Origin of the sequence: Bacillus sp. GC_Bacil_1 (genome assembly GCF_026540675.1) — a bacterium.
In the GTDB taxonomy this organism is placed as follows: domain Bacteria; phylum Bacillota; class Bacilli; order Bacillales; family Bacillaceae_G; genus Bacillus_A; species Bacillus_A cereus.
Genome location: NZ_JALNUG010000014.1, coordinates 145,012 through 171,317, shown reverse-complemented (window position 1 = coordinate 171,317; position 26,306 = coordinate 145,012). Strand labels below are relative to the sequence as shown.

The window sequence follows — 26,306 nt, the reverse complement described above, 5'->3', positions numbered from 1 at the left end:
AATATATTCGGAAAATCGCCGATATAAATTTCATTTACTAACTACCCTTCCCCGCCCCAAAAACAAAAAAGTATCACCACAAGGTGATACCTTTCCTTCTATTACATCGCTTCCGAATCCCACTCATGCTCCTGTTCAACGAATACAATACCTAATTCGTGATGTCCACCAGCATATAATGCAGTTTGTGCAAGACGAAGCTCACCATTTGTATCTAATACTTCTAATTTACAAAATGCTCCTGTCGTCTTCGTTTGAAGCGCATCATAAAATTCCTCGGCGCTTTTTGGAATGACTCCATTTACTTTCGTAATAATTTCTCCAGGCAGTAATTTCAGCTCTGCTCCAATTGTATTTGGAATTGTATCTAGTACAACGAGCCCATCATTGCGTGCAGCAAAATACGCTGGTCTTGTTTCATCGGCAATTTTCTCTTGCATCGAAATTGTGAAACGCCCAAGCATCGCGACTCCCATCGCGATAATTGCAAGTACGTGCCACCAGTAACTTGCGATTCCTAAAACGAGCACAAGTCCTGCTAATCCATAAACACGTCTTCCTGTAAATAATAAAGCTTCCGTCGGCTCATAACTTTTAATCTTTCTCATAAATCCAATTAAAAATGGAACGAGGAATAGAGAATATGTATTTGAACCTATTGAAACGACAGGCCACCATGAAATAAACTGCGTTACCGCATCACCCGGTACAAGAATAAAAATAGGAACGATCCATAAACGCTTTGATTCGTGTAAACCAATCTTTAATCCACGCTTCCCCTTCCTAATCTCCGGTGTAGAGTATCCTACCGCGTTTTTAGAAATCAATAAGCCTTCTACAATAAGCATAACGCCTAGTAAAATAGCAAGGGATACGATGGTATTCTCTTCACCTTCTCGAAGCTGTAAGAAGGAAACTGGTAGCTTAGAAGATAATAGAACACATACAATCGCAATGCTAAATGTATAAGCTGCCGATAAATATCGATACATAGCCGTTAATCCAAATAGTAATGTCCAAATTAAAATAGCCCATAAGCTTGCTTTAGAAACAACAAGTCCAAGCCCAATCGTAATAATAGATACTACTAATCCGTATCCAATCCCTGCAAATAGAGAGGTTCGCAGTTCAAACCAAATATCATAAACTTTAAAAGAAAAATCTTTTCGTTCTCTTAACATACGTAAGTATCCAACGAAGATACTACTTATTACAAATATATAGACAGCAGGGTGTAAGAAAAAACGTCCAACTGCCCGCATTATTTCAAAAATCCACGCCTCCACGAACTCATTCACCACCATTTATATCATTCTTTCTTTTTATATTATCACAACTAAACAAACGTTTGTTTAACACAAAAAAATACAGGCAGCAAACTGCCTGTATTTCTTCTTATTTTGCCATTAACTTTAATGCTGACTGTAATTGTAAATCATTTTCTCCAGAACGGATTTTTTCGATAATTTTAGTTTGAATCGCTTCAGCTGTCTTTTTATCAAGCTGTCCTGTCGCTTCCATCTCATTCGCATTTTGGAATGCTTTCAGCGCCGATTCTGTCTCTTTACTAAAGTATCCATCTTCACGACCTGGTACATACCCTAAGCTCTTAAGCATTTCTTGAGCATGTTTTACTTGTACATCATTTGAATTGTATGAAAGTGTTTTTTCAATTTGAATTGGTGTCGCATGATAATAATTTGGTTGCTTCACTTCTACTGTTGGTGCGATTCCTTTTTTATGAATCCAGTTCCCATCCGGTGTTAACCATTTAAACATTGTTAATTTAATGTTGCTGCCGTCTTTAAATGGAACAGCTTGCTGGACAGTACCTTTACCAAATGTTTTTTCACCAATTAAATCGTATCCTTCTCCTTCTTTCAGCGCACCCGCTAAAATCTCTGAAGCAGAAGCACTTCCATTATCAATTAATACTGAAATTGGATATGGTTTTCTCTCTTTCAGTTCCGTAGAGAATTTCTTCTTCTCACCATTTCGCTGCTCTACTTGTAGCATTGGCTTTTTATTCGTCATAATTTCCCCTAGTATATCTTCTACACTATTTAAATAGCCACCAGGATTACCACGCACGTCAATAACTAAGCCTTTTATATTTTTCTTCTCTAACTCTTTTAACTGATCCTTAAATTCCTTCGCTGTATTTTCAGCAAAAGAAGTGATTTGCATATAACCGATATCTTTTCCACTCTCTTGCTTCACAGAACTAAACACTGTAAAGATTGGAATCTTTTCACGCTTAATTTTAAATACAATCGGATCAGTTACTCCCGCACGTTTAATTTCAATTGCGACAGTCGTTCCCTTTTTACCACGAATTTTTAATACCGCTTCTTCACGTGATAAGTCTTTCACACTGTTTCCATCTACAGATAAAATTTGGTCATTCGGTTTAATTCCTATCTTTTCTGCTGGTGAACCTTTAATTGGCGATACGATAATAAGCTTATCGTCCGTCTTGTTCACCTCAGCCCCAATCCCCTCTAATTCAGGATCAAGCGATTCACTAAACTGTTTGGCTGTTTCTTTATCCATATACGTGGAATAAGGGTCCTTCAGCGTAGACAACATACCTTGTATTGCACCTTCAACTAACTTTTCATCTTTCACGTCTTCCACATAACGTGAATCAATTAGTGCATACGCCTCATTAATTTTTGCCAAATTCCCTTGCGCAGTGCTAGCATTCCCACTAGAAATTGTTTGCGTTACTTCTGCTGGGGTAACCCCAAATACAGACATGCCTGCAAACATTCCGCCAGCACCAATTAAAAATGCAACAACCATTCCAATAATTGCAACTCTACGTTTCAATGCGGAATTCCCCTTTCCAAAACACACAGGTGGTGTAGCAAAAGGCATCACACAGTGTGTGATGCCTTTACCTATTTCTACTATATGATAAGCTTGTACGAATTATGTTTGCAACTTTTTATACTTTTAAGAAGCGACGAATTGACATTACACTTCCCCACATACCGATTAAAGCACCGATTAACACTAGTAAACCAGCTAATTGGAATACGAAAGGACTGTATGGTAGAAGCTCGAAAATTGTTCCGCCAAGTTTTTCGTTAAACACACCTTGCAACGAATTATACGTAACTAGAATTAGGCCAATTGGAATAATTGATCCTAATACTCCTAAGAATAATCCCTCTAGCAAGAATGGCCAACGAATAAACCAGTTTGTTGCACCAACAAGTTTCATAATTTCAATTTCTGTACTACGAGCATAAATTGTAATTTTAATTGTATTAGAGATTAAGAACATCGCTGTGAATAAAAGACCAGCAATTAACGCAATCCCAATGTTACGACCAGTTTTTACAGTATCAAATAATCGTTCAACTTGCCCTTTTCCGTACTGGACATTACTGACAAACTGCATTTTTTCAACTTTCTTCGCGATTGTCGCTGTATCTGTTGGTTCTTTTGCTTTTACAACGAATACGTTTTTAAGTGGGTTATCTTGTTCAAATAACTCAAACGTTTTTCCACTATCACCTAAGCTTTTAATTAAACGTTTTAACTCTTCTTCTTTAGAAGAATATTTAATAGAATCTACTTTTGCAATCTTACTCATATCTTCTTCTAATTTCTTTTGATCCGCTTCTTTTGCAGCTGGATCAATGTGTACACGAATCTCTACATCTTGCTCTACTTTCGTCGCAAAATGGTTCATATTCATAATCGCTGTTAAAAAGACACCTACAAGTAATAATGTAACTGTTACTGCACTAACAGAAGCAAATGTCATCCATCCGTTACGTGATAGATTCTTTACACCTTCTCGCAAATGTCGACTAAGGGTCTTAGCCTTCATATCCGTATCCTCCCTCAATCTCATCTCGAACAATTTTTCCGCCTTCAATCGCGATTACACGATGACGGATTGTATTTACGATATCTGCATTATGCGTCGCCATAACGATCGTTGTGCCGCGCTCATTAATGCGAGTAAAAATATTCATAATATCAAGAGCTGTTTCAATATCTAAGTTACCTGTTGGCTCATCGGCAATTACAACCTTTGGTCTATTTACAATTGCTCTTGCAATAGCCACACGTTGTTGCTCCCCGCCCGAAAGCTCACTTGGAAGTGCGTCTGCACGATCTTCAAGGCCTACAAGACCTAGAACTTCTGTTACACGCTCACGAATTGCATCCGGTTCTTCTTCAATTACTTCTAAAGCAAACGCAACATTCTCATATACCGTTAATTTAGGTAGCAATTTAAAATCTTGGAAAATTACGCCTAATTGACGACGAAAATACGGAACGTCTCTTTCTGCCAATGTTTCGATAGTAAGTCCATTTACATTAATAGATCCTGTAGATGGTTTCTCTTCACGATACATCATTTTAATAAATGTAGATTTTCCGGCTCCACTCGGTCCAACTACGTATACGAATTCACCTTGTTTAATGTTAACTGTAAGACCAGCAATGGCTTTCATACCATTCGGGTACTCCTTATAAACATTCGTCATTTTTATCATTATTTATCACCCAATACTTAATGATTTTTTTCGAAATACTTTTCTGTACATCTGAAACTAAAAGACATCCTTCATTTTCACTTATTCATCCTTGTTGAAGGTAGTTTACTTATGCTTTCTCATAAGCAATACCACTCTATGTAATATATTTCAGCAAAATTCTACAAACCCCATTGTAACATCAAACGGTTTCCAATTTGGATACATTTTTGTTACAGTTATGTTACATTCCAGAAAAAGGAAAACGAGTTGAATATATTATCAACTCGTCCATTTCACCTTTTTTATTTATGTTCTGCTAACCATTCAGATACTTTTTTCGCATCTTCACCTTGAATAAGTCCTGGTGACATTGAACCGCGGCCTTTTTTAATAATCTCTTCGATATCTGCGGCGTCGTACTTACCGCCCACTTTTCTTAAATCAGGTCCAGTTGCCCCTGATAAATCTGTTGCGTGACATCCAGCACAACTTCTTTGGAAAATTTGTTCTGCGCTGTCTGTGCTTGCAGACTGTTTCGAAGACTTACTCTCTTCTTTATTTCCGCATGCTCCTAAAGTAAAAACAACCGATGTCCCTAGCGCAATAGCCAACAATTTCTTTTTCACTTCTATCGCTCCCCATTGTTGATATTCTTTTTATTCCTAACACACTCATTTTCATTATAAGCATTATCTTTATATAGAAAAACTAAGGTGTATTTCATATTCCTCAAAAATACAGTGAGAACCTTGATAAAATAAAGCTTTCATAAGTTGTTTCAATTCTGTGAACAATTTAAAAAACTTCTATAAAGAATCCTTTTTAAAAGGAAAATTAGAAAAGTTCTATATAAACCTTCACCCTATTACCGCTCTATTTTACTATTCTCTACTTTTTACAAAACAATATACAGCATTGTAATCTACATATAATCCCATCAAAAAGAGAAGTTGTCGTTTCCAACTTCTCTTCCTCTTTACTTCATCTATAAAAATAAAATCAAATGCCTTATATCCTCTATATCCTCAGCATGCGCCAACAATTTTGTTGGCTTTTTTTCGCTTATTAGATGCGAGAACGTAAGTAAGCATCAATAAATGGATCAATCTCTCCATCCATAACTGCTTGTACGTTACCAACCTCCGTATTTGTACGGTGGTCTTTTACAAGAGAATACGGGTGGAATACGTAAGAACGGATTTGGCTACCCCATCCGATTTCTTTTTGTTCCCCACGGATTTCATCTAATTGTGCCTGTTGCTCTTCTAGTTTCTTTTGATATAATTTCGCTTTTAACATCTTCATCGCATGCTCACGGTTTTTAATTTGTGAACGCTCTGACTGACACGTTACAACTGTATTTGTCGGTGTATGTGTAATACGAACTGCTGAATCTGTCGTATTTACGTGCTGTCCACCCGCTCCACTTGCGCGGTACGTATCAATTTTTAAATCTTCTGTACGTACTTCGATTTCAACTTCATCATTGAACTCTGGTACAACTTCACAAGATACAAACGATGTATGACGACGACCTGAAGAATCGAATGGTGAAATACGTACAAGACGATGTACACCTTTCTCTGCTTTTAAGTAACCGTAAGCGTTATGACCTTTAATTAATAAAGTTACACTCTTAATACCAGCTTCATCACCTGGTAAATAGTCAACCGTTTCTACTTTAAATCCACGTTTTTCAGCCCAACGTGTATACATACGTAATAACATAGAACCCCAGTCTTGTGACTCAGTTCCACCTGCACCTGGATGTAATTCTAAAATCGCATTATTTTTATCATAAGGGTCACTTAATAGTAACTGAAGCTCATACTCATTCATTTCTTGAATTAAGCCTTTTACTTCTGATTCTAATTCCTCATGTAAATCTTCATCATATTCTTCTTTTAAAAGCTCATGCGTTACTTCTAAATTTTCGAACGTCTCATCTAACTGACGGAAACTTCCAACCATATCTTTTAACGCATTCGCTTCATTAATTACAACTTGTGCGCCTTGTTGGTCATCCCAAAATCCTGCGCCCATCATTTTTTCTTCTAATTCTGCAATTTGGTTCTCCTTAGTAGGGAGGTCAAAGAGACCCCCTAAAAGCCGCTAATCGCTTAGCCATTTTCTCTAATTCCTGTCTAATTTCTACTAATTCCATTTCCTTCACCTCTATGTAATTGCTGTTACTTTCGTATGAAAACAAGGGAAACTCTCTCCACTTATTACGGAGAGAGTTTAAATCTTCTTAATTATACATTTTTGATATAAAAGTTTGCAAAGCAACCAAAGCTGCCGCCCTATATTACTGAACAATACCACAGCAGTTTTTATATTTTTTACCGCTACCACATTTACATAAATCGTTGCGGCCCACTTGGTCACCTTTTACAACTGGCTTTTTCTTCGCTTCTTCGCCATCGCTAGATGGATGAACAGCTTCACCTTGAACAACTTCTTGACGTTCTAAGTTTTGTTCAATTTCAGCTTTCATAATGTAACGAGAAATTTCCTCTTCAATAGAAGCAACCATTGACTCGAACATCGCGAATCCTTCCATTTGGTACTCACGAAGTGGATCAATTTGACCGTAAGCACGTAAATGAATACCTTCACGAAGGTGATCCATCGCATCAATATGCTCTGTCCATTTCGTATCTACAACGCGGAATACAACAACCTTCTCAAACTCACGCATTTGCTCTTCTGGCATAAGCTTTTCCTTGTCATTATAACGCTCTATTAATTTCGCGATAATCGGTTCGCTCATTTCCTCAGGAGCAAGGCGACGTAATTCTTCTTCTTTTATGTCTCCTTCTTGAAGAAGGTTTGTATTTAAGTAGTCAACAAGACCTTTAATGTTCCAATCCTCTTCAATTTCCTCTTGTGTATGAAGCGCAACAGCACGTTCTACTGTAGATTTCATCATACCTTCAATAATGCCACGTAAGTTTTCCGATTCCATTACTTCTTGACGTTGCTTATAAATAACTTCACGTTGCTGACGAAGTACATCATCGTATTGTAATAACTGCTTACGTGCATCATAGTTATTTCCTTCAACACGTTTTTGTGCAGACTCTACCGCACGAGAAACCATTTTACTTTCAATTGGCTGAGAATCATCCATACCAAGACGATCCATCATTGCTTTCATATTATCTGAACCAAATCGGCGCATTAATTCATCTTCCATTGATAAGTAGAACTGCGTCACACCAGGGTCCCCTTGACGACCAGCACGACCACGTAACTGATTATCAATACGACGGCTTTCATGACGTTCTGTACCGATAACTGCTAGACCGAAGATTTTCACATCGTCTCCAAGCTTGATATCTGTACCACGACCAGCCATATTCGTTGCGATCGTTACAGCACCTTTCATACCAGCTTCTGCAATGATATCTGCTTCACGCGCATGGTTTTTCGCATTTAAAATGTTATGACGTACACCTTTACGCGTTAACATTTTTGAAATAAGCTCTGAAGTTTCAATTGCAACTGTACCTACAAGAATAGGTTGCCCTTGTTTATGACGATTCACAATATCCTCAACAACTGCATTGAACTTACCTTCCATTGATTTAAAGATTAAATCGGCACGATCATCACGAATAATCGGTTTGTTTGTTGGAATTACGATAACATTCATATTGTAAATACTACGGAATTCTTCTTCTTCCGTTTTCGCTGTACCAGTCATACCAGATAACTTTTCATACATACGGAAATAGTTCTGGAACGTAATTGTTGCAAGCGTCATACTTTCATTTTGAATTTCTACACCTTCTTTTGCTTCAATCGCTTGGTGCAAACCTTCGCTATAGCGACGACCTTTCATAAGACGACCAGTAAATTGGTCTACAATTACGATTTCGCCCTCTTGTACAACATAATCTGTATCACGATGCATAACAACGTGTGCACGAAGCGCCTGATTAATATGGTGAAGAAGTGCTACATGTTTTAAATCGAATAAGTTTTCAATATGGAAAGCTTTCTCTGCTTTCGTAATACCATCTTCTGTTAACATTACATTTTTCGTTTTCACATCAAATGAATACTCTTTTTCATTTTCTAACGTACGAACGAATGCATTTGCAAACATGTATAGCTCTGTTGATTTTTGAGCTTGTCCCGAAATAATAAGCGGCGTACGCGCTTCATCGACTAAAATAGAATCGACTTCATCGATAATAGCAAAGTGAAGTGGACGTTGAACGCACTGCTCTTTATATAAAACCATGTTATCACGTAAGTAATCGAATCCAAGCTCATTATTTGTGCTATACGTAATATCAGCAGCATAAGCCTCTTGTTTCTCTTCGCGTGACATACTATTTAAGTTAATTCCTACCGTTAAGCCAAGGAACTCATGAAGTTGTCCCATTTCGTTCGCATCACGTTGTGCTAAGTATTCATTGACTGTAACAACGTGAACACCTTTTCCTGTTAAAGCATTTAAATATACAGGTAATGTAGATGTTAACGTTTTACCTTCACCCGTTTTCATCTCAGAAATATTCCCTTCATGTAAGGCAATACCACCCATTAACTGTACGCCATATGGACGCATTCCAAGAACACGAGTTGCCGCTTCGCGAACAACTGCAAAAGCTTCAGGTAGTAGATCATCTACTGTTTCACCTTTTGTTAGACGTTCTTTAAATTCAAGCGTCTTTCCTTTTAATTGTTCATCAGTTAGTGGCTTAATAGATGACTCTAATGCATCAATTTGCTCAACTGTCTTTTGCATACGTTTAATTTGGCGTTGGTTTACATCAAACACCTTTTTTAAAATACCGATCATAGGAAATACGCTCCTCTTTTATTAAAATAAAACTTCCGATTGTTTTTCTTTTTCTCTATTACAATCAGTCGTTGTAAAAATCAAATGTATGTTATGCCAATTTTTCTCCTAATTAAAAAAACTAAAATGTATATACCTAATGATAATTGTAACACTTGTCTTATAACTATGACAACAATCGGCCGAATGTCGGGCCTTATATTCAAAAAAAGTTTTCATTTCATTTGTTCTAACAAACTAACACGCCTTTTCTCCATCCCTCTATTGCAAATTTCGTATTAAATATCCCCCTTTAAAAGAGGATAATCGAAGGAAATCTATTAGTTTTAAATGAACAATTACAAAAAGCCGGAAATTCCGCAGGTGCAGCATCCATAGATACTTACACCTGCGAAACAACTCCGACTTTAAACGATACTGTTATGTTGCAAGATCTACTCAACCACAGCAAAAAACACCCTTAAAATATATCTGGATCAATCACGAATTTTATTAATTTATTGGTATTTCTAATTCATGATATTTCCCTTTCTTATCCTTCATAAAAGAAATAAATTTCACCTTAGTTGATTCATTTGAAAAGTTTTTATAATTTTTATAAGGGTCATCTCCTATAAAATAATTTGTCCCTATATATCCTCGTACTGTTTTACCAGCAGGTATTACAGGATCAAACTGATATTGTTTAGGTAACTCCATTGCATACGGAATTACATTATAAAACTCACCTATTTTAGAATAAAACAATGTATCGGAAATAGACTCATTACTAAGCAAGTTAATATCCCGATTTGTTGTATTTGTAATATTTAAAGGTAAAACATACGTCACTACTTCACGGTCTTCATAAGGATCATAAACTTTTGTAGGATCAAGAGGATCAAGAGCATGAAACGTAACTCCTTGTCCATCTTCAAAAGTTCTATTAGATAAAAATTCATCTTTTACCACTTTATAAGATTCATTATTTAGATTTAATGTTTTAAATCTAAATAAACTAGCAAATATACATAGTAACAGACACAATCCAATGATTATTAAGACATGATTTCTTGTCACTCTTAATCTACCAACTTTCCATTATTAACATGTACAATGCGATCTACTATACCATTATCCAGGACATGCACATCATGACTAGCTACTATAATAGTCGTTCCTTTAGATTTTTCTACTTCCAAAATATCTAAAACATCTTTTATCCCATCACTATCTAAAGCATTAGTTGGCTCGTCTAATAACAATAGTGTTGGTTGTTCCATTAAAGCTTGCGCTATCCCTAAACGTTGTTTCATACCTAAAGAGTATCTTTTATACTTTCTCTTATCTGTTTTATCAAGTCCAACCCTTTGAATAATATTATAAATTTCCTCATCAGAGATTTTATTGTTAATCGAGGATAAAAACTTCAAGTTCTGAAAACCGGTATACCCTGGAATAAAACTTGGATATTCAATCAATATCCCCATAGAATCAGGGAATTGCTTTTGTTTTCCAATCATTTCATTATCTATATAAACAACTCCAGAATTTAAACGCATTAATCCTGATATAGCACGTAAAATCATTGTTTTACCAGAACCATTATGCCCCTTCAAAACTAAAAACTCTCCTTTTTTTACTGACAAACTAATATTATCTAACACAATATTTCCTTTTAATCTTTTCGTCATACATTCACATTTAATATAATTGTCCATAAATTATTCACCTATCACATCTAGTTTTTTAAAACAAAAACTACCTAATAAAATCATTACAACAACAATTACTACTCCTATTAGAAGTAAATCATTCCATTGAATAGATTGATTATTACCTAAAGTCAATTGAATTGAACTGTGATCAACAAAATACCAACGATTTGGCATAACAAAAGATCCTAAAAAATAAATACTATGAAAGAAAATAGACAAAAATAGGTACAACAACATTAGTACAAAAACGATAGTTATCGGTATATAAAACGTTAAAAACTCAAAAATCAAAGCTAATAAAAAGCTTATAATTATTTGAATTAGCATAGTACCTAATATCTTATAAGGAAATTGACTATATAAAGAACTCTCGCCAAAAGTAAGCAAATAGTACACCGTAAACCAAATAAAATACATAACAACCCAAATACAAACTATGTAAAAAAACAAAGATAGCATTTTCGTTAACCACAGAAAACGCTTCTTCTTAACACGAGGAAATAAATAAACACCATTCTGTTGAATATCTGAAAAAGCAAAATTCCCTACAAGCAACAAAGGAGTGATTTGAAAGAATATCCAATAAAAAGGAATAGAAAATCGCCCCTCCTTATAAAAATAAGATAAATCCACAAAGTCTACTCCATGAAAAAATCGATAAAAGGTAACATCTACTAATACAGATTCTTTACCATTACTAAGAGGCTGATTGTATAAAAAAGCAATTGCAATAATAGCGTAAATTAAGAATAAAAAAGCCATTATCTTGATGGAATCTCGAAACCTTACATGTAAATCTCTTTTTAACAAATAATATAAGATCATAATGTAAACTAGATCACCTCTGTCTCATCATTCATAGAAATATAACTTTTTTTAGATAAAATCCATACACTTATAAAAAAGATAAAAAAACAGCCAAATAAGCGTATAAATAAACCAGTAGCATCTTCAAACACATTTATATAAAAAGCATTTGTAAATAAAAATCCATGTAATATAAATCTATCTAATAAAACAGCAGTAATCATACATATTATTACAAGTAAACTAGGTAAAAATAATTGCAATAAAGCACTTATCATACATATAAAAACACTCGCAAATAATTGAATACAAAATAATAATGGATAATTTACATCAACACTAGTTACAGCCATCATATTTGACAGTAAAAATAACTGTAAAATCATACTCCCAGCGAAAAAACAAACAAAAACGAATAGTTTCAAATAATATATAGAAACTAATTTCATTGCATTATTCACTCGATAAACTACATAAACACTAAAAAAATTCGACATAGAATATACAGAAAAAACGATGGTTAAAGGAATAAATATAGTCGATAAATTATAAAACGACATAACTTTATACAAAGTTTCTAATTCGTTCATTTTTTCTTTTACAATGCCCTGTTCAAAATAATTGAACAAGCAACCAATGATACTAACATTAAGTAAAAAGAGAATACTTAACCCAACATATTTCATCCTTATAGTTTCTTTCATTACATTATAAAAGAACATGCTTCCTACTCCCCCGTAAATAAAGAACTACAGAACAAAACCAAATACATAACAGGACACTAAGAAAAATTTGCAATTCAAAAAAGCCGAAATCTTTAATTAAATAATCTTTAGGATTGAGAATCCCTTTTCCAATACCAAGCCAAAAAATATGTAAAACAAATGGAACTAAATAAATAAAATAAACTCGTTTTATAAAAAACGAAATTGATAAAGCCAAACTCGAAAAAACCGCACCGTATAAACTATTTAAAAATACATACATTAGAAAATATAAAGTAGGATACTCATAATAAACCGTATTAAATTGAGCTGTTGGTGAAACAGTAGCCGCCATATAATTTAATATCGGATGCGGAGCAACTGTCGGATAAGTCATCGCATATAAATAAAAATGAAATAGTAAAGGGACACTTATAATAAAAAAAGATACTATAAAATTAATACAATAAAGTAATCTAAAATAATGACGCGTTCCCATCTTAGAAATGACAGGATAAATAAATCCATAATTTTTATCAATTCTATAAATCCCAGCTACAGCCATTGCAGAAATCATAGGAAATATAAGTAGATAAAATTCACTATAAAATGGTAATCTATTAAAATGTAAAATGTTAGATAAATATGGAGATACCTTTATAATCCCAGCATCATTAAATCCTTTCGTTGTTACACACATAGCAATATATTGAGCAATGACAATTACTAACATAATAAATACAGACAACCAAAACATCCTACCTTTTAAAATCCTTCCTAAAAAGTAACTCATCTACAACTCCTCCATAAACCATTAATGAAATTTAAATCTTTTTTAATATGAACAGTTGATCCGCAACACCATAACATTTATTTTCTTTATTTAACCAAATGTAACGAAAAGAAACATTTGCTCTCTCTCCTTCAAATTTAGGAAACTCAACTTCATACTGATAAACATCATTTGTACCTTTTCTTTTTACACTCTTAACTTCTTGTTTCCACTGAATTATTTTTCCATCAATTTGTTCAATCCGTCCCAAAAGATACGTTGGTTTTTTCTTATTCGTCACACCCGTTAAAAAAACATAATAATTTTCTGGTATAACTCCTGACTTTAATTTTTTATTTGAAAGCTTATCCTCTATTAAGCTATCATTTCTTTCTATTTGACCTTGAAAGAAATCATGACCATTTTCACTTTTTAAAAACACTTGTTCAACAATAGTATTTTTCTTAATTTCTTGTAACTGAATACTTTTCAAATTATCTTTTTCCGTTAAAGTATCTTCAATATTTACAATCGGTTCATCTACTTTCTTTTGACAAGAAACTAAGAAACTAATACTCAATATAAAAAAACAAACTAAAATATATCTTGAGATAAACCTCATTACAACTCCTCCTATTTTAAAAATGAAATAGCAGGAAAAGCCGTATAATCAAGACTCGGAACTATACGACTTTTTCTAGTACTACACAATAAATAATTTCAATTTATAATTTCTAAATCAATATTCAGTGTAAGGTCCACTCGGTCTTACACTATCAGGACTCCAAGCAGTAGGATAAGCATTATTTTCTCTAGAATAACCACCAAATCTCACAGGTACATTTTTTCCATAGTTTTCATATGCGTAATTTTGGAAAAGATACGTTTTACCTGGTTTCACCGTTCCTTCATGCTTACCCGACTCACCTGAAACATTTACCCAATCTCTATTACCTTTACCTTTATTTTTATCAGCTTCTGTCCAAACGTTAAAAGAACCACCGCCCTTCTCACTACTCTTTACACGCATATACATAGAAGTAGGTGTCTCTTTAGGACGTGCATTAGTAAAATCATATGCATTCCAAAGTCTAAAGGTAAATTCTACATGATCATCCTTTGTATCAGCCTTAGCAGGTTCGGTTAAAGCAAAAGTACTAGCTAAAATACCTAACGATAAAACAGATCCAAACATAAAACGACTTTTTTTCTTAATGCTCACTAAAAGCACCTCCGATAATTTGTAGCATTATATCGATTTTATTTTTTTACTAAAGAAACAAAGTAAATCTATATAATGCAATTTAAAGATAACAAAAGCAAAATACACTATCAATTGATTCCAGAAAACTTAATATTTTATTTACAATTATAAAATATTGTTAAATTAAACAAAATTAGTATACTCCTAACAAGTACATACTTATGGAGATAATCACATTCAAAATCTCAATACAAAAAAGCGCAGCCATTTCGGCTGCGCTTTTGAATTATTATTTAGTTTCGATTAAACCGTATTTCCCATCTTTACGGCCATATACAACATTAGTTTCATTTGTATCAGCATTTGTGAAGACGAAGAAATTATGTCCTAGCATATCCATTTGTAGGATCGCTTCTTCAACGTCCATCGGTTTTAAATCGAATCGTTTTGTACGTACAAGTTCTAATTCATCCTCTTCTACCGCATCCAGAACAGCTACTGCTTCTGGAAGGATAAAGTTCGTTTTCACAGAACCTTTCTCACGTAACTTACGATTTACCTTTGTTTTATGTTTACGAATTTGTCGCTCAAGTTTATCAACTACTAAATCGATAGCAGCGTACATATCGCTATTAGTTTCTTCTGCACGAAGTAATAAATCAGTAAATGGTATTGTTACCTCGACACGTTGCTTGTCAGAGTATACTTTTAAATTAACTTTAATCTCTGGGAATGTATCAAAATAACGCTCTAACTTACTTAGTTTTTTCTCTACATATTCCTTTAATGCTGGAGTTACTTCAATATTTTCACCACGAATGTTGAATTTCATAGATGAATTCCTCCTTTCAAGCCTATGTACTATAATTTCGACACTGGCTTAAAAACTCCTTCTAACTTTTTTAAAAAAATTAGTGGAATTGCGATTTTTTTATCGTTTTTTGTTGAAATGAAAAGATGCATCGTTTCTATCTTTATTTTATCCTATTAACATCGTGAATAACGAATATAACTGTGGACAATTCGTTACAGAAAAGAAACAACTTTTTGACAACTTACCCTATAACAAAAAACCCCTTGCGAAAAACAAGAGGTTCTACTACATATATATAACGTTGCCACAAACGCAGCTTTCTCTTCCCAAAACAATATCCCCTACAGTTTCACAACATTAGCTGCTTGTGGTCCACGTGCTCCATCTACAATGTCAAACTCTACTTGTTGTCCTTCTTCTAATGACTTATACCCATCTTGTTGAATAGCAGAAAAATGGACAAATACATCGTCACCATCTTCACGCTCAATAAACCCAAATCCCTTTTCTGCATTGAACCATTTCACTCTTCCTTGCATGTTCATTCCATTCCCTTCACTCTAAAAATCAGGGCATTCGCCCCATATTTTGACTATAACGAATGACAACATATGAAGTCAAAGAAGACTTATCGCCTTTTTATTATCCCTTTCGACACTGCCATATTAACTTCTACAAAGTGTCAAACTAGATACTTCCCTCGCCCCTCTTTCATATAACAAACTTCCGATTTGCCTAACTGTAATTCCAGTCGTATACACATCATCAACGAGTAAAATATGTTGCCCAGAAAACATCTCTTCTCCCTGAAAATAAAAAGGATTGCTTCCTGACACCCTTTCTTTACGTGTCTTCTTACTTTGCTTTTCTGTTTCCCTTCTTCTTAATGATGGATAAGAAATTTTGACAGGTAAACAAGTTGCTAATAACTCAGCTTGATTAAAACCACGTTCAACTTCCCTTTCCTTACTAAGCGGAACAGCGATAACGGTTGAAACATTAGCAAAATACTTTTGAAATAAACTTCGAAAAGGACGATAAAAAATGCGCACTAACTCTGCATCCCCCCGAAACTTAAACTGCGCTACTATTTCTTTCATCTCATCATCATACATATATAACGAACGGTTTTTAAAAGAACGATACTTCGCCTCTTTCATCCACCTTAGACAATCTATACAAATACCGTCTTCTTGAAATGAGGCAGGTACATATTCTAAAGGCCGCCCACACTCCATGCAAATTTCTCCTATAATATAGGAAAGTTTCTGCTCACATCTATCACATATATATTTTCTATGACACTTTACAAAAAAATTGTACCAACTAACCGTTTCTACAAAACACTCATCACAAAGTAAACAATGCATTAATCGATCAATCCTTGTTCTTTCGCATTTTTATTCATACCTTGAATATGTTTTTTCGCGCGCACCATCGCCTCTGTCTTACCATAGTGAAAATAAACGACCTCTCCATACGGTGCTTCAAAGCTCCGCCCTGCTCGGCCCGCAATTTGTACGAGTGCACTTTCTGAGAATATTTCTTCTTCCGCCCCTAAAACCGCTACTTGCAAATTTTTTACTGTTACGCCTCGCTCTAAAATTGTCGTTGTAACTAATACTGGGATTTCTCCTTTTCTGAAAGCCGCTACTTTTTCTTTTCTACCCGGATCTTCTGCATGTACACCTTCAATTCGCTTGTTTAATGACTTTAACAACAGGCTTATCTCTTCTATATATCGCACATGGGGAACAAATAAAAAAATAGGATATTTTTTATTTAAGTACGTTTGTAACCACTGTAGTAAAACTCGAGGAATTCTTTTATGAATGAGGCTTTTTTTCCAATTCCCGCACCAACAAAATAAAGGAACTGGCAAAGGATGACGGTGATATCGTCCAGAAACAATAACACCTTTTTGTTCACCTCTTCTAAATTTTCGCTTCCACTTTTCATCTGGAGTCGCAGTTAAATAAATACGCGCCGCTCTTTCTTTCATCGCTTGTTTTACCGCGTACTGTAACATTTGATCTGCACAATATGGAAAAGCATCTATCTCATCTACAACCATGACATGAAACGCCCTATAATAACGCAATAATTGATGCGTGGTTGCAACGACTAGTACTGCATCTTTTTCTTTATCCACACTCCCTCCATATAAAGCCGCTACCTTTATATATGGAAATACTTCTTGTAATCTCGGTGCTAATTCCAGAACAACATCCGTTCTCGGCGTTGCGATACAAACTCTTTCTCCTTTTTGAAGCGCTTCGTTAATACCGTAAAACAACATCTCTGTTTTCCCAGCCCCGCATACAGCCCAAATAAAAAATGATTCTTTTTGCTTAATAGCCTCTATAACTCCTTGTGCCGCCAGATTCTGACCAGTAGACAACTTCCCGTCCCACTGTAACAAATTTAAATTCTTTTCTCTCTTTCTTTCAGCAATCCCGCGAACAAGTACAGCACATTCACTTACCCTCCCCATCGTTATACACTTCCGGCAATATGTGCACACTTTACTGCACCTTTTACATAAAAACGACGCAAATAGCCGCTGTTCTATATTTCCACAACGCTGACATACATCTTTAGAAGCCTTCTTTTTTACACCTTGTACACACACGACCTCTCCCTTCTTTTTCAAATCATTTAATTCCCTCTGTAAATCTGAAGAAAGTTCGTCTAATAGCAACTGTTTCCCCGGTAGCATCGACAATCACCTCCAGCACTACTATAAACCCTTCTTCAAATCCCGTAAAAACTCAAAAAAGCCGATAACCTACTTATAAAATAGTAAGCTATCGACTTTATACACGTTTTTTATTGAATTATAATTCTATAATCTTCCGTAACCTAAGAAATGTTTTTGGTTGTAAGAGCTATTTACACTACCGTAAGTAACACCTGTTGACTCATCAGCAGCATGAATTATTTGACCGCCACCGATATAAATACCAACGTGAGATACACCTTCTCTATATGTACCTTGTAAGAAGATAAGATCTCCTGGTTTCGCTTCAGATGCGCTAATCTTTTGTACAGAACTCCACAGGCTTCTAGTATCTTGACGACCTAAACCGTAAACGTAAGAGATTAAACCACTGCAGTCAAAACCACCGTTTGAAATTGACGCACTACCCCATACGTATTTTAGACCTACTAAACCTTTAGCTTTTGAAACAATATCCTGTCTACCGCCACCGTTGTCAGCTGGTACTTCTGGAGCTGGAGTAGCTGTCGCTTTTTTCTCTTCTTTTTTAGGTTCTTCTTTTGGAGCTTGTACAGCATTATTTGCTGGAGCTGCTGGTTGAGCTTGCGTTTGTGCTGGTTGAGCCGCCGCTGGTTGTTGTGCTGGCTGAGCTTGCGCGTCTTTAGCAGCTTGCTCTGCTTGTTTTTGAGCAGCAGCTTCTTGTGCAGCTTTTTCTTGCGCTTCTTTTTCAGCAATTTGTTGTAATTTTAATGCTTGTTGTTCAAGCTCTTTTAATTGGCTTTCCGTACTTGTCATTGTAGTTACAACTGTATCCATTTTAACGCTTAAATCGTTTACCGCTGTTGCTTTTTTCTCTTTTTCAGCGTCAAGTTCTTTCTTAGCAGTTTCAATTTGAGCTTGTGCTTCTTTTAATTCTTTTTGTTTCTCTTTTACCGTTGCAACATCTTTTTTCACACTAGCTTGGTCTTCTTGCTGTGTTTTCATGATATCTTCATCAGACTCAAGAATTTTAGAAACAGAAGTTAAACGATCAACTAAATCTGCAACGTTTTTAGAGTTTACAAGAACTTCTGTTACAACGTTCGTATTTGGTTGTTCTTGAAGTGCAACTAAACGCTTTCTTAATAACTCTTCACGTTTTGCAATCTTCGTTTGTAATTCTGCAATATCTTTATTTTTCTTTTCAATTAATTGCTCAGTATCAGAAACTTTTTTCGTTGTTTCATCAAGTTTTGCAGCATTCTCTTGAACAGACTTATCTAAACCTTGAATTGTTTTGTTTAAGTCATTCATTTGCTTTTGTAATTCATCACGTTCTTGTTGTTGTTTATGTAAAGTGTCATTTTGTGTATTAATTTGTGATTTCACGTCAGAAATTTTATCTTCTGCAAATACATTTGGTGTTAGCCCAGAAAACATTAACCCTGCAACTAATGCGCAAGATGCCATTTTTAGCTTTTTCATTTTATTTTTTACACCGCTTTCTTTTTTCTTTTTCCGTATATAACCTATAAAATTTATACCATAATTCGGGATTTTTTTTGCTAATGTTACGTTTTTGTAAAACAAATGTAATATTATATGTAGCTCTAGCGCAAAATTCGTATATTTTTGTATGTGTGTGTAGAAATTTGCATACTTTTCTTACTTCTATAAACAAAGAAAAAACGTAAGGAATCCCTTACGTTTTATTAAATATACGAATACAAATGAAATGCTACTTCATCCATTTCTCAGCCCAATTTTGGACCTCATCCATAACACTTTCTAACGCTTTTCCCTTGTCAGTTAAGCCATACTCGATTCGAACTGGTACTTCTGGATAGACATTACGAACTACAATGCCCTCGCTTTCCAATTCCTTCAAACGCTCTGACAACATACGATCGCTCATATTTGGGATAATATCTGCGATTTCTCTAAAACGTTTCGACTCTTCAAGCAAAGATTTAATAATTAAGCCAGTCCACTTCTTACTAAGCAGAGTAAAAGCTGACTCAAACTTTGGACATAAACAAGAATTATGCTCCATATGTTTCACCTCTCTTCTATTATAATATAGTTTCTTGTAAAAAGTAAGTTATAAAACTTTCCTCATTATTTTATTTTACGTACATTTTACCATTTCCAAATATTAACTTGTCAACTAAACGTAACATACCCGTAAAAAAACCCTCTTAAAAAGAGAGCTTTTTATATCTTTATTACTTCGTATACCATCCAAGACCTAATGCACCTTCACCTAAGTGCGTACCAATTACAGCTCCAAAATAACCTGTACGAATTGTGACGTGAGGATATTTTGCTTCTAATTCTTTCTTCCATTCATTCGCTTCCTCTTCACGTTGCGCATGAATGATAACTGCTTCCATAGGTACACCTTTACTTGCTTGCTCATCAAAAATTTCAATGATACGTTTTAATGCTTTTTTACGTGTACGAATCTTTTCAAACGGAATAATGATTTTATCTCTAAAATATAAAACTGGCTTCACTTGTAACAGACTGCCGATGAAAGCTTGCGCGCTATTTAATCGACCACCACGTTGTAAATGATGTAAATCATCAACTACAAAATAGGCGTCCATCGTTTTCTTCATTTCATCAAAACGAGCAATAATCTCTTTTGGACTCTTTCCTTCACTTGCTAACCTTGCACCTTCACGCACATAAAATCCTTGTACTTCACAACTAATTTCAGAGTCATACGTGTATACATCAATACCCTCTACCATCTGTCCAGCTGTCGTTGATGTTTGATATGTACCACTAATTCCACTTGATAGGTGAATACTAATAACTGCATCATAATCTTTAGCTAGTTCTTCATATAGCTCAACAAACTTTCCGATTGCTGGTTGAGAAGTTTTTGGAAGTTCCTCTTGTTCACGTACTTTCACATAAAAATCATCTGCTGAAATTTCAGCTTCTTCTTGATAAGATTCTGTTCCAAACACAACGTTTAATGGAATCATATATATATTGAGTTCATTACGGATTTGCTTCGGTATATATGCTGTACTATCAGTAACAATAGCTATTTTCATTTTCGTACCTGCCTTATAAAAAGTTTTATTTCCTAATTTTACACGAAAACTACAAATGGTGCATCCATACAGGGAAATGCCGGTTGAAATTATACTCACCATCTCGACAAATTACAACAAAAAGATAAAATACTCACCAAAAACTTCAGCCTATTTAGAAAAAATGTTTGAATATAAAAAGGCTCGCTTTTAAAATGGAAAGTACTAGTCATTTTGATAGATAGGGGCGTATACAAGTGCTATTACAATATTTAACAATCAAAGACTACGGCGAACACGAAATCGTCATTCAAAAATCAAGATTTATTTGTTATATTAGCCGAGTAACGACTGAGGAAGAGGCTCAAGAATTTATACAAAAAATAAAAAAACAGCATTGGAATGCAACACATAATTGTTCCGCTTATTTAATTGGCGAACAAGATCATATTCAAAAAGCAAATGATGACGGCGAGCCTAGCGGTACAGCTGGCGTACCAATGCTAGAAGTACTAAAAAAACGTGGGCTAAAAGATACCGTCGTTGTCGTAACACGCTATTTTGGTGGCATTAAACTTGGCGCAGGTGGATTAATTCGTGCATATGGAAAGTGTACAAGCGAAGGCATTAATCATGTCGGTGTTGTCCAGCGAAAACTAATGCGTGTGATGCAAACCGAGATTGATTACACATTACTTGGCAAAGTAGAAAATGAATTACGTAATTCAAAATATGCCATTAAAGATATACATTATCTAGAAAATGTCACATTTGATACTTATGTAGAAGAAGACGGCAAACAAGCATTTACAAATTGGATGATTGAATTAACAAACGGGAAATGTACAATTACAGAAGGAGATATGTTGTACTTAGAACAAGATGTTATCTAAGCATAACTCTTTTATCACCTTCAAAGATTAATGTAGTGAATTACTTCCCTACAAATGAACTAACGAACTAAGGAGATTATATATGGAAGAACGTTATTATCATCTCCAAAATAGCAGAATAAAAAAGAAGCGAAGAAGGAAACTTTTCTTCTTCCTTATTTTCGCATTTTTATTTGGCAGCATAGGAGTTTATGTGTTAAATTCTTACTCTTCTCTTATGGAGATGTATAGTGGTTTTACTCGTGAAAAATCGGATTTAAGAAACAAAGATGTAGAAATTACAAAGGAACCTTTTACAATTCTCATTATGGGTATAGAAGATTATGCGACAGACGGTCAAAATGGTCGTACAGACTCATTAATGTTTGCAACAGTCAATCCGAAAACTCAAAAGATTTCACTTATGAGTATTCCTCGTGATTCTCGAGTTAAAATTGTTGGTAAAAATAAGGAAGACAAAATTAACGCTGCCCATGCTTACGGCGGAGAAGAAATGGCAATCAAAACTGTCGAAGGCTTTCTAAAAGTTCCTGTAGACCATTATCTTAAAATTGATTTCCAAGGCTTTAAAGGTATCGTTGATGCTGTCGGCGGCGTTACGGTTGACGTACCCTTCGATTTCTGGGAGCGCTCTGACGTAGATTACTACAAAAAAATTCAATTTAAGCAAGGACAGCAAAACTTAAACGGTGAAGAAGCACTTGCTTACGTCCGTATGCGAAAACAAGATCCAAATGGCGATTATGGTCGAGCTGCTAGACAAAGACAATTACTAGCCGCTGTTGCCCAAAAGTTAAACTCCACCTCTACTGTATTTAAAATTAAAGATTTAACAGCTGTCGTTGGAAAATATATAAAAACCGACATTCCTATTTCAGACGGACTTGCTCTTTACAATAAACTTTCTGGATTTGATCCTTCTACAATGCAAACGTTAAAGCTTGAAGGCGAAGACAAAAAGATAGGCGGTATTTATTACTTCCTTCCAGATCCAATCAGTGTAGAAACGGTTCGTAACGAAATTGAAAAAGAATTAGGGGAAAAAGCAAAAAATCCAACTACAAAAAACAACTCAAATCCTGATTCAAATTCAAGTTCTAATTCTAATTCTAACGAACAAGCAAAAAAAGAAACAAACCAAAATAAAACACCAACTGATCCGCCACCTTCTACAAATGCTCATGCAGAGTGGATTATGCGCAATCAGCCGTAACAAAAAGGCCCAATCTATCCGATTGGGCCTTTTTTATTTACTTATTAAAGTGTTGTAAAATCGCTTCTACAATGCGCTCTGATGCACGACCATCACCGTAAGGGTTAGATGCTTTCGCCATCTTATCATGAGCTTCTTTATCTGATAACAACTCATCTGCAAGACCAAAGATTGTCTCTTCGTCTGTTCCTGCTAATTTCAGCGTACCTGCTTCAATACCTTCAGGGCGCTCTGTTGTATCACGAAGAACAAGAACTGGTACCCCAAGTGATGGAGCTTCTTCTTGTACACCACCAGAATCCGTTAACATTAAGTATGAACGAGCTGCAACATTGTGGAAATCAATTACATCTAGCGGCTCAATTAAATGAATACGATTATGTTCACCTAAAATTTCATTTGCTATTTCACGAACAACAGGGTTCATATGAACAGGGTACACAACTTGTACATCTTCATGCTTATCAACAAGACGCTTAATTGCACGGAACATATTACGCATAGGTTCACCTAAGTTTTCACGACGGTGAGCTGTCATAAGTACAAGACGATCATTTCCAAGTTTCTCTAGTACAGGATGACTATATGTTTCTTTTACAGTCGTTTGCAGCGCGTCAATCGCTGTATTTCCTGTGATGAAAATACGTGACTCATCTTTATTTTCCTTCTGTAAGTTCGTTGCTGATTTTGCTGTTGGTGAGAAATGAAGATCCGCCATTACACCTGTTAATTGACGATTCATCTCTTCTGGGTATGGAGAATACTTATCCCACGTACGAAGGCCCGCCTCAACATGACCTACTGGAATTTGATTATAAAAAGCAGCTAAGCTTGCAATAAATGTTGTTGTTGTATCACCATGTACAAGTACAATATCCGGCTTCGCTTCTTTCATTACTTTATCCAAACCTTCTAAACCGCGCGTTGTAACATCAATTAAAGTTTGGCGGTCTTTCATGATATTTAAATCGAAATCTGGCGTAATTCCAAAGATATTTAATACTTGATCTAACATTTGGCGATGTTGTGCTGTTACAGTCACAATCGATTCAATTTTTTCTGGGTGTTTTTGCAACTCTAATACAAGAGGTGCCATTTTAATTGCTTCTGGACGTGTCCCGAAAATTGTCATTACTTTTAAACGTTCAGTCATGTGATTGCCTCTTTTCTTTCACTAATTACAGCTTCTATTATGACATATAAAAATATGGATGAGTACATCCCTTTTTAACGCATAACAGAAACTTTTCTATTACAAATACTTTTTCTGCCCACCGAGTAATAATCTATCCTTTGTTTCTTAACATCTTCATCAGTATAACAATTTCTCCCATCGAATAAAATAGGCTCTCTCATAAGTTGTACGTACTTTTCTAACGGGTACACTCGAATAGCTTCCCATTCTGTTACGATAAAAACCGCACTCGCATCTCTAATCGATTCATCTATACATCTACTATATTGTATAGCATCTCCAAATATATTTTTCACATATTGAATTGCTTTTGGGTCGTACAGAACAATATCTGCACCTATATTAAGTAATGCTTCTATTATAATAAGAGATGATGCCTCTCTAATATCATCCGTATTCGGTTTAAAGGATGCGCCAAGAACTGCAATCCGCTTTTTATTCATGTTAATAACTTTTTTCGCTTTTTCAATCAATAGCAGCTGTTGCTTATTATTTACTTCAATGACCGCTTTTAACAAACGAAAATCATGAGCAACATTTCCCGCAATTTGCACCAGTGCTTTCGTATCTTTCGGGAAACACGATCCCCCGTATCCAATGCCCGCATTTAAAAAAGATGCACCAATTCTCTTATCCATTCCCATCCCTTTGGCAACATCCAATACATTTGCGCCTATCTTCTCACATATATTTGAAATTTCATTAATGAAACTAATCTTTGTAGCTAAAAAGGCATTCGATGCGTATTTAATCATCTCTGCACTTTTAATATCTGTAACATACGTTTCTAAGCATAATTGGCTATACAAACTCTCTACTCTTCTTGCTACTTCCTCACTATCCGCTCCAATTACAATACGATCTCCATGAAAGAAATCATAAATACCTGAACCTTCACGCAAAAACTCTGGATTCGATACGATATGTACTGTATGCCTCCCTTTTAAATTCCCCTCAATCCATTCCTTCATTACATCATTTGTACCTACTGGAACTGTACTTTTCGTAACAACAATAATATCGTTCTTCGCATATAATCCAATATCTTTACAAGCACTCTGAATATACGTTAAATCCGCCGTCCCATCTAATAAAGATGGTGTTCCAACTGCAATAAATATAAACTCTACATCATCAAATGCCTCTTCTTTATTTGATGTAAAAGTTAAAGCGTTATTCTCATATGCATAATTTATTAATTCATGTAATCTAACCTCATAAATAGGTAAATCCCCTTGTTTTATCCGTTCAATTTTTTCATCATCTATATCAAAACATGTAACTGAATGCCCCAACTTTGCCAATCCTACTCCTGTAATCAATCCAACATATCCAGTACCTATTATCGTAATTTTCATTTCCTTTTCGCACAGGAATTTACAATAGAAAAGATATGAAATACAGAATTCTCCCTGTGCTTCCCCCTCTCACATTAAAAATGAGAAAACCCTTTTCCCTCTTCATTATATGAATTACTTCCCTCATTCTTTTTAAAGTTTTTGTAAAATTAAATGCACTATAATATAAAGTGAAACTTTAATCAGTGGGGCTTTTACGGGCAGTTGGTCCCCACCTAACTTCTTTACTTCGCTGAATTTTGAGGTGGGGGTCTTACTGCCCGTTAATGCGGGATAAAGTAAAACTTTAATTAGTAGGAATGGGGCTACTAGTTGACGCGAGATAAATTCCCACATTTTAACATGAAACTTACTCATTTCTACGTGTAACACTTATAATACTGAACTAAAAGTATTCACTATCGAAGAAAAAAGGAAATGTCATATTCCAAAGTCCAGTACGATTAACCTTCTCATATGATGCAACATTCTATATACAATTGTCATATATTCTATCCGCTTCCATTAACCGTAAAGAGAAAAAAAGATTGAATTCTAATCTTTTTGTGATACCATATGTTATGAGCCTGTAAATAAACATCATAAT

At 35.0% G+C, this 26,306-nt stretch carries 25 protein-coding genes; 2 read left to right on the top strand and 23 right to left on the bottom strand.

Annotated features, from left to right (window positions below; all coding sequences use genetic code 11):
• Positions 1–101 precede the first annotated feature (101 nt).
• The 21 genes from OXT04_RS21060 to OXT04_RS20960 form a co-directional block, all read right to left on the bottom strand.
• Positions 102–1,304, bottom strand: a complete 1,203-nt coding sequence (locus OXT04_RS21060) for a PDZ domain-containing protein (RefSeq protein WP_098256060.1) — start codon at positions 1,302–1,304, stop codon at positions 102–104.
• Positions 1,305–1,395: 91 nt separating this feature from the next.
• On the bottom strand, positions 1,396–2,832 hold the full coding sequence (locus OXT04_RS21055) for a S41 family peptidase (protein ID WP_000830318.1): 1,437 nt from the start codon (positions 2,830–2,832) through the stop codon (positions 1,396–1,398).
• 118 nt (positions 2,833–2,950) lie between these two features.
• Entirely contained in the window at positions 2,951–3,844 is an 894-nt protein-coding gene (gene ftsX, locus OXT04_RS21050) for a permease-like cell division protein FtsX (protein ID WP_000645028.1), read from the bottom strand.
• On the bottom strand, positions 3,834–4,520 hold the full coding sequence (gene ftsE, locus OXT04_RS21045; RefSeq protein WP_000594319.1) for a cell division ATP-binding protein FtsE: 687 nt from the start codon (positions 4,518–4,520) through the stop codon (positions 3,834–3,836). Before ftsE ends, ftsX begins: the two co-directional genes overlap by 11 nt.
• Positions 4,521–4,804: 284 nt before the next feature.
• Positions 4,805–5,128, bottom strand: coding sequence for a cytochrome c551 (gene cccB / locus OXT04_RS21040; RefSeq protein ID WP_000727975.1), 324 nt, complete (start codon positions 5,126–5,128; stop codon positions 4,805–4,807).
• A 439-nt stretch (positions 5,129–5,567) separates the two neighbouring features.
• Positions 5,568–6,666 (bottom strand): peptide chain release factor 2 gene (gene prfB / locus OXT04_RS21035; protein WP_096001455.1). Its coding sequence is split into 2 segments (ribosomal slippage): positions 5,568–6,593 and positions 6,595–6,666, totalling 1,098 coding nucleotides; the frame shifts between segments, so codons are not numbered across the junction.
• Between the two features lie 144 nt (positions 6,667–6,810).
• The gene (gene secA / locus OXT04_RS21030; RefSeq protein ID WP_000579372.1) at positions 6,811–9,318 is read right to left on the bottom strand and encodes a preprotein translocase subunit SecA; all 2,508 of its coding nucleotides are present in this window, start codon (positions 9,316–9,318) and stop codon (positions 6,811–6,813) included.
• A 492-nt stretch (positions 9,319–9,810) separates the two neighbouring features.
• Positions 9,811–10,338 carry a hypothetical protein gene (locus tag OXT04_RS21025; protein ID WP_029948375.1) on the bottom strand — a complete coding sequence of 176 codons (528 nt, stop codon included), beginning with the start codon at positions 10,336–10,338 and terminating at the stop codon, positions 9,811–9,813.
• A 41-nt stretch (positions 10,339–10,379) separates the two neighbouring features.
• The gene (locus OXT04_RS21020) at positions 10,380–11,018 is read right to left on the bottom strand and encodes an ATP-binding cassette domain-containing protein (protein WP_000371029.1); all 639 of its coding nucleotides are present in this window, start codon (positions 11,016–11,018) and stop codon (positions 10,380–10,382) included.
• Between the two features lie 3 nt (positions 11,019–11,021).
• Complete coding sequence (locus OXT04_RS21015; RefSeq protein ID WP_016513225.1) at positions 11,022–11,777, bottom strand: hypothetical protein; 756 nt, start codon at positions 11,775–11,777, stop codon at positions 11,022–11,024.
• A gap of 71 nt (positions 11,778–11,848) precedes the next feature.
• Positions 11,849–12,544, bottom strand: coding sequence for a hypothetical protein (locus OXT04_RS21010; protein WP_086387107.1), 696 nt, complete (start codon positions 12,542–12,544; stop codon positions 11,849–11,851).
• On the bottom strand, positions 12,531–13,319 hold the full coding sequence (locus OXT04_RS21005) for a hypothetical protein (protein ID WP_000120050.1): 789 nt from the start codon (positions 13,317–13,319) through the stop codon (positions 12,531–12,533). Before OXT04_RS21005 ends, OXT04_RS21010 begins: the two co-directional genes overlap by 14 nt.
• A 31-nt stretch (positions 13,320–13,350) precedes the next feature.
• Positions 13,351–13,920 (bottom strand): hypothetical protein, encoded by a 570-nt coding sequence (locus OXT04_RS21000; RefSeq protein WP_001211060.1) that lies wholly within the window; start codon positions 13,918–13,920, stop codon positions 13,351–13,353.
• A 117-nt stretch (positions 13,921–14,037) separates the two neighbouring features.
• Positions 14,038–14,520: a hypothetical protein gene (locus OXT04_RS20995; protein ID WP_000023374.1), complete on the bottom strand. Its 483-nt coding sequence runs from the start codon at positions 14,518–14,520 to the stop codon at positions 14,038–14,040.
• Between the two features lie 271 nt (positions 14,521–14,791).
• Positions 14,792–15,334, bottom strand: coding sequence for a ribosome hibernation-promoting factor, HPF/YfiA family (gene hpf / locus OXT04_RS20990; protein WP_000671193.1), 543 nt, complete (start codon positions 15,332–15,334; stop codon positions 14,792–14,794).
• A 323-nt stretch (positions 15,335–15,657) separates the two neighbouring features.
• Positions 15,658–15,855, bottom strand: coding sequence for a cold shock protein CspC (gene cspC, locus OXT04_RS20985; protein ID WP_001990088.1), 198 nt, complete (start codon positions 15,853–15,855; stop codon positions 15,658–15,660).
• 126 nt (positions 15,856–15,981) lie between these two features.
• On the bottom strand, positions 15,982–16,686 hold the full coding sequence (locus tag OXT04_RS20980) for a ComFC family protein (RefSeq protein ID WP_071713846.1): 705 nt from the start codon (positions 16,684–16,686) through the stop codon (positions 15,982–15,984).
• Positions 16,686–18,035: an ATP-dependent helicase ComFA gene (comFA, locus tag OXT04_RS20975; protein WP_267417296.1), complete on the bottom strand. Its 1,350-nt coding sequence runs from the start codon at positions 18,033–18,035 to the stop codon at positions 16,686–16,688. The genes OXT04_RS20980 and comFA overlap by 1 nt, the downstream gene beginning before the upstream one ends.
• Positions 18,036–18,161: 126 nt before the next feature.
• The gene (locus OXT04_RS20970) at positions 18,162–19,604 is read right to left on the bottom strand and encodes a C40 family peptidase (protein ID WP_141527845.1); all 1,443 of its coding nucleotides are present in this window, start codon (positions 19,602–19,604) and stop codon (positions 18,162–18,164) included.
• 148 nt (positions 19,605–19,752) lie between these two features.
• On the bottom strand, positions 19,753–20,067 hold the full coding sequence (locus OXT04_RS20965; protein WP_000400857.1) for a winged helix-turn-helix transcriptional regulator: 315 nt from the start codon (positions 20,065–20,067) through the stop codon (positions 19,753–19,755).
• Between the two features lie 172 nt (positions 20,068–20,239).
• Positions 20,240–21,082, bottom strand: a complete 843-nt coding sequence (locus tag OXT04_RS20960) for a DegV family protein (protein ID WP_267417292.1) — start codon at positions 21,080–21,082, stop codon at positions 20,240–20,242.
• A 236-nt stretch (positions 21,083–21,318) separates the two neighbouring features.
• Between OXT04_RS20960 and OXT04_RS20955 the strand changes: the two genes are divergently transcribed.
• A complete protein-coding gene (locus tag OXT04_RS20955) occupies positions 21,319–21,954 on the top strand; it encodes a YigZ family protein (protein WP_098256064.1) in 636 nt (211 codons plus the stop codon).
• Positions 21,955–22,036: 82 nt separating this feature from the next.
• Entirely contained in the window at positions 22,037–23,167 is a 1,131-nt protein-coding gene (locus tag OXT04_RS20950) for an LCP family protein (RefSeq protein ID WP_098256065.1), read from the top strand.
• A 37-nt stretch (positions 23,168–23,204) separates the two neighbouring features.
• Here OXT04_RS20950 and wecB read toward each other — a convergent pair whose 3' ends face one another.
• Both wecB and OXT04_RS20940 read right to left on the bottom strand, forming a co-directional pair.
• Positions 23,205–24,320 carry a non-hydrolyzing UDP-N-acetylglucosamine 2-epimerase gene (gene wecB / locus OXT04_RS20945; protein ID WP_000140121.1) on the bottom strand — a complete coding sequence of 372 codons (1,116 nt, stop codon included), beginning with the start codon at positions 24,318–24,320 and terminating at the stop codon, positions 23,205–23,207.
• A gap of 74 nt (positions 24,321–24,394) precedes the next feature.
• The gene (locus OXT04_RS20940) at positions 24,395–25,720 is read right to left on the bottom strand and encodes a UDP-glucose dehydrogenase family protein (protein ID WP_098570138.1); all 1,326 of its coding nucleotides are present in this window, start codon (positions 25,718–25,720) and stop codon (positions 24,395–24,397) included.
• Between the last annotated feature and the right edge of the window lie 586 nt (positions 25,721–26,306).